A 5,887-nucleotide genomic window follows, 5' to 3' on the forward strand; every position below is an offset into this window, starting at 1 on the left:
AGACGTAATTCTTCGATTAAGAAACCATAGTTTGTACCGAAAGAAGCATCTTTGTGGTCGGACAATGTTTCTACTTTATCTACGCCTGCAGCACCGCACCAACGTTTTTGAGCAAATGGAAGGTCCATAGAAATTGTCAATACTACAACATCATCAGATAAACCTGTTGCATCTTGGTTGAACCAACGAGTTTGTGCATCACATACGCCAGTATCAAGAGAAGGTACTACGGAGATTACTTTTACTTTACCTTCATAATCTTTCAAAGTTTTAGGTTGTAAATCGTTAGATAATACAGTGAAATAAGGTGCTTGTTGACCTACTTTAATTTCTGGGCCTACCAATGTGATAGGGTTACCTGCAAATGTTACAACACCAGTACGTTTTTCCATGTTTCATTCCTCCTAAGAGTTTATATACTAAATAGATTAAACAATGTTTCTATGGTTAGTATACCATTTCTATCCATTTTAGTAAACTAATTTTTTCGATATAGTTTGCTATTAATTTTGGATATAGTTAGGTTTTATGTTTTAGGTAGAAGAATTATGTAGTAAATGGTACGATAGAAAGAAAACAGGAGGTATTCGATGAATCCATATGCAATTTTCAAGGAATTTTTTCGCCGTGAAGGTATATATTATCTCATCGGTTTAACTATGCTAATCGCAATCGATGTAGCTTTTTTAATTGTACCACAATTAATTGGTAGTGCCATCGATACATTGAGTCATAATAAAGAGGGCTTAACCCATTATATATTGTATTTTATTGGTTTATTAATCATTATTACTATATTGAAAGTTATATCACGTAGAACATTATTAGGATCTATCCGACGCATGGAGTATTTATTCCGCCAAAAATTATGTGCTCGTGCTTTAGAAATCCCTACTACATATTATGATGTTAATGGACCTGGTAAGGTAATGGCTTTGATGACAAATGATGTTACATCATTACGCGTTGCCCTAGGTTTAGGTGTTATGATCGTCGTTGATATTATTTTATATTCTATATTGGGCTCTATCATATTAATTCAAAAAATAGATTTTATTTTAGCCTTAAAAATTATGACACCGGTTATTTTTATTTTAGGTTCAATTTTTACACTAGGCCGGCGTTTACGAAAGAAACAACGTCAGGCTCAAACTACATATAGTGACATGACAGAATTTGGGCAAGAACTATTCCAAGGCATGGATGTTATTCGCGCTTTTAATAAAGAATCGATTATAGGAGGATTGTTTAATCGTATTAACAAGAAAAATTATTCCGATAATATGAGTGTAGCTATTCTTGATGCTATTTTATCGCCTTTAACTATGATTGCGCCATTTATATGCATCAGTATTAGTATGTATATATGTGGTACGTTAGCCGTAGAAGGCCTTATGACTGTCGGTGAGTTCGTTACAATCAATGCTTTTATTATGCTTATTATAGGCCCATTGATTTCTTTGGGTTCATTAGTAGCCATAGTTCAAAAGGGGATGGCCTCCCTTGATCGAATTATTGATTTTATGAGTCTTCCTGCAGAATGTAATGACACTGATGGTAAACAACTTGGTTTAGGCGATATTGATATAAAATATTTAAATTTTACCTATGATGAATCTAAATCACCTGCATTACGTCAAATTAATATTACCTTCAAAAAAGGAGAGTTTGTAGGTATAGTCGGTAAGCCTGGCTCTGGTAAAAGTACACTCTTCAAATTGTTATTAGGACTTCAAAAAGCACCATCAAAAACTATTTATATTAATAATCAAGATATTACGACACTGCCCATTGGTACTGTTAGAAATTCGATTTCTTATGTACCAACGCAGTCATATCTACTAAGTTCAACAATTGCTGACAATATTAGCTTCGGTTATGAAAATAAAAATCATACTACCGTTGCTGAAGCAGCCAAAAAAGCTCAATTATATCGTGACTTAGGAAAGGATTTGGAGAATCCATTAAGCGTATTAGCAGAGGAAGGGCGCGATTTATCAGGTGGTCAAAAACAGCGTATAAATATTGCACGTGGATTTTACAAAAATGCACCTTACTTATTATTAGATAATTGCTTCTCTGCTTTAGATGCCATAACTGTAGATAAAATGTTACAAATATTGCAATCTACAAAGGATAAAACTATTTTATGTATATCCCAACGATTAGAGGTAATCAAGCATGCGGATCGTATCATTGTATTTGATGAAGGTAGAATTTGCGAAGTTGGAACACATGATGAGTTAATGTGTAAAAACGGTTTATATTATCAGATGTATACAGCTCAAAATAAGGAGGCCCAATAATGAAACTAAAGTATAATGATTGGCGCCTATTTACATATTTAACAAAATATATTAGGCCTTATTTATGGCTACTCATTTTGGCTAGTATAGCCCTTATTAGTAATCTATTATGCTCGCTTATACGTCCATATCTTTCTAAACAAGCTATCGATTTAGGCTTTGCTATGAAAGATTTGAATACTATTCAGCATTATGCTGGACTATATGCATTAACTATAGTTGGCAGCATTGTCTTTATCCTCCTACAAAACTATTTATTATCTACATTTGGGCAGAAGATTATTTTTCATATACGCAGTACTGTATTTGAAAAAATTCTTCATAAATCCGCTGAAGATTTTCAGTCTTTGCCTATAGGTAATTGGGTAACCCGTATTACCAATGACGTAGAATCATTGCGTACATTATATACAGATGTATTGCTAAAACTCATAAGCAGTGCATTGATGATTTTGGGCATATTAGTTTTTATGTATGCTATTAATGTGCCATTAGCAATTGTTATGACCTTGTTGATTCCTATCATGGGTTGTATTATCTGGGTGTATCAAAAATTTTCCAGAAAAGCTTTTAGACAAGTTCGTTCTTCTGTAGCAGCATCTAATTCGAGCATCAAAGAATTGTTGAATTACATATTAATTGTAAAAACTTATTTAGGTGAAAGAAGTATTGAACAACGGTACGATTCTGTCAATCGTGAGTTTTTAAAAGCTGGTATATTTGAGGTTACAACATTTTCTATTTTTCGACCTCTCGTAGATGGTTTGTTCTTTGTGGCACTCATTGTTATTTTTACAATGACAAATCTATTAGAATCCGTAGCAGATGCAGGTACGGTATTTGCATTTATACAATATATGGATCGATTCTTTCAACCTATGAAAGAAATTGCTGATAAATATAATTCCTTGCAAAGTGCATTGGCCGGTGCAGAACGATTGATTCCTATTTTAGATGAACCAAAGCGCGAGTTGATAACAACTGTTCCCAATGAATTTAAGACCATTGATACCATCGAATTAAAAGATGTGTATTACTCCTATGATAACAGTGATGTATATGCTTTGAATAACATTTCTTTTACAGTAAAAAAAGGAGAGTATCTTGGTATTGTAGGACTATCTGGTAGTGGAAAATCAACATTACTTTCATTATTGATGGGAATATTGCGACCTACAAAAGGCAACATTTATATTAATGGTCATGATATTAGCCAATATGATTCTTCAATGATTAGAAATATTATGGGCTATGTATTTCAAAATGCATACTTATTTAAAGGTACGATTCAAGATAATCTTAATTTATATGATTCCTCTATCTCTATGGACACTATTATAGACGCTACTAAAAAGGTTAAATTACACGATATGATTGAATCTTTGCCAGATGGATATCAAACATCAGTAGGATATTTGGGATCACTATTATCAGATGGTCAAAAGCAATTATTAGCCTTTGCAAGAACGTTGATTTTAAATAGACCGATTTTATTGCTTGATGAAGCAACGGCAAATATCGATAGTCATACGGAATCACAAATTCAAGAAAGTATTGAAACTATACGTGGTGAAAAAACAATTATAAATGTAGCGCATCGTTTATCAACTGTACAAAAAGCAAATAGAATTCTAGTTCTTTCTTATGGTAAGATTGTGGAAGATGGAACATTTGATGAGCTTATGCAACATAAGGGGGATTTTTACGAGTTATGGAATCACCAAAAATAGATTATATTCAATCGAAAGACAATAAGACTATAAAACATATTATCAGTTTACAACAGCGAAAATATCGACAAAAATTTGGTGAATATATGGTGGAAGGAATTCGTGCTGTAACGGATATAGGAAAAAAAGATTGTTTGCGCTCTATTTTAATTAGAGAATCAAAGCGAAGTGAATTGGAACCACTAGTGGAAAAAGGTTTGACTGTTTCTTCCGTCTATGTAGTACAAGATCCAATATTTGATAAAATTGAGCACTCTGTAAATGGACAGGGTATACTAGGTATAGCGAAAAAATGTGTTAATGATTTGCATTCATTGATAGTAGAGGATGGATTATATGTCGCACTAGATGGTGTACAGGATCCGGGAAACTTAGGTACCATAATTCGTACAGCTGTGGCTGCTGGTGCAAAAGGTATATTCTTGTTAAAAGGAACCGTAGATCCTTATAACGAAAAATGCGTACGTAGTACGATGAGTGCGCTTTGTAATATTCCGATTTTTGAAGATGTCACATTATCTGAATTTTATGATTTCATAAAGGATAATACGATAGAAACCTATGTTACCTCACTAGAAAATGCAAAACCTTATCATACCATTTCATATCCTAAACGAACCATGATTATACTCGGTAATGAAGGAAATGGAGTGTCTAGAGAAATTATTGAAATGTGTGATCAGGCTATTACGATTCCCATGTATGGTGATATAGAATCTTTAAACGTATCAATTGCGGCCGCCCTATGTATGTATAAAGTAAGAGAACAAATTTAATATATTATAACGATACCCTGTCATCGATCATTTTTGATGACAGGGTATATAATTTTCTATAGTAGTATAAAATATGATTATCTATGATAGAAGGGTATATAAATTATGTGAAAACGATATAAAAAGTCCGTTTCCAGTATACAAGTATTGCTATTTTGTATTGATTTTATATACCTGTATTTGTTAAAATAACATATATCTTTTCTGAGTGAACATTGTTTTCCCGTTTTTACGAATAAAGAGGCACGCATATGTCAAAATTAATTATAAATGCTGACGATTTTGGCCTTCATTCAGCTATAAATGAAGGTATCATTGTAGGGCATACTAAAGGTGCTATTACAAGCACATCTATATTGGCAAGTGGTGCTGCTTTTAATGAAGCAGTAGATATGGCAAAGGAATATCCAAAGTTGGGTATAGGTATTCACATAGCTTTGGTGGGAGGAATCGCCCCTGTAAGTGATCCTAGTGAAATTCCTAGTCTTGTAACAAAAGAAGGTGTTTTTGTTGATAATTATGTAGAGTTTATGAAGCGCATATATAGTGGCTCTATTAATTATGATGAAGTGAGAACAGAGATTACAAAGCAAGTTTCTAAAATTATGGAATCTGGTGTAAACGTAACTCATATTGATGGACACCAACATATGCATGTATTACCTAGTATTCTACCTATAGTTTTAGAGCAAGCTATGCGATATAAAATTAAAGCTATACGTGTGCCAAATGAAAAAATAACATTTTTAAATGGCGTGCATAATCCTGTTCGTATTATGGGGAAATGTGGTTTGAGCACCGTGGCTGCTCAAGCATTGCCTAGCATTCGCGACAAGGGGATTTACTTTACACAATACTTCTGGGGTATGATTAATGGTGGTGCTTTAGGAGAAACAGAATTATTATCGATTTTAAAACAAGTTAGCTCTCTATCTGGGGCCCATGAAATTATGACGCATCCAGGCATTAGTGATGAAATTTTAAGAAAGCAATATAATTGGGGGTATCATTGGCAAGATGAACTATCTGCTATGACATCCGATAATATACGTAGATATATTTCACAACATAATAT

At 33.2% G+C, this 5,887-nt stretch carries 5 protein-coding genes; 4 read left to right on the forward strand and 1 reads right to left on the reverse strand.

The window, feature by feature from the left end:
• Positions 1 to 392 (reverse strand): thiol peroxidase (tpx, locus tag RYP29_RS07905; protein ID WP_311532972.1); only part of this gene is annotated, 392 nt, incomplete at its 3' end.
• 198 nt (positions 393 to 590) lie between these two features.
• Here tpx and RYP29_RS07910 point away from each other — a divergent pair.
• The 4 genes from RYP29_RS07910 to RYP29_RS07925 all read left to right on the forward strand — a co-directional run.
• On the forward strand, positions 591 to 2,306 hold the full coding sequence (locus RYP29_RS07910; RefSeq protein ID WP_311532974.1) for an ABC transporter ATP-binding protein: 1,716 nt from the start codon (positions 591 to 593) through the stop codon (positions 2,304 to 2,306).
• Positions 2,306 to 4,036: an ABC transporter ATP-binding protein gene (locus RYP29_RS07915; protein ID WP_311532975.1), complete on the forward strand. Its 1,731-nt coding sequence runs from the start codon at positions 2,306 to 2,308 to the stop codon at positions 4,034 to 4,036. Before RYP29_RS07910 ends, RYP29_RS07915 begins: the two co-directional genes overlap by 1 nt.
• Positions 4,018 to 4,812, forward strand: a complete 795-nt coding sequence (locus RYP29_RS07920; RefSeq protein WP_311532976.1) for an RNA methyltransferase — start codon at positions 4,018 to 4,020, stop codon at positions 4,810 to 4,812. The genes RYP29_RS07915 and RYP29_RS07920 overlap by 19 nt, the downstream gene beginning before the upstream one ends.
• A 251-nt stretch (positions 4,813 to 5,063) precedes the next feature.
• On the forward strand, positions 5,064 to 5,887 hold an 824-nt coding region (locus RYP29_RS07925; RefSeq protein WP_311532978.1), incomplete at its 3' end, for a ChbG/HpnK family deacetylase.

The organism is uncultured Veillonella sp., assembly GCF_963534045.1.
In the GTDB taxonomy this organism is placed as follows: Bacteria; Bacillota; Negativicutes; order Veillonellales; family Veillonellaceae; genus Veillonella.

Excerpts from the sequence above, each read along its gene's own strand:
- RYP29_RS07910 (WP_311532974.1), top strand. The coding sequence starts at position 591 with ATGAATCCATATGCAATTTTCAAGGAATTTTTTCGCCGTGAAGGTATA.
- RYP29_RS07915 (WP_311532975.1), top strand. The coding sequence starts at position 2,306 with ATGAAACTAAAGTATAATGATTGGCGCCTATTTACATATTTAACAAAA.
- RYP29_RS07920 (WP_311532976.1), top strand. The coding sequence starts at position 4,018 with ATGGAATCACCAAAAATAGATTATATTCAATCGAAAGACAATAAGACT.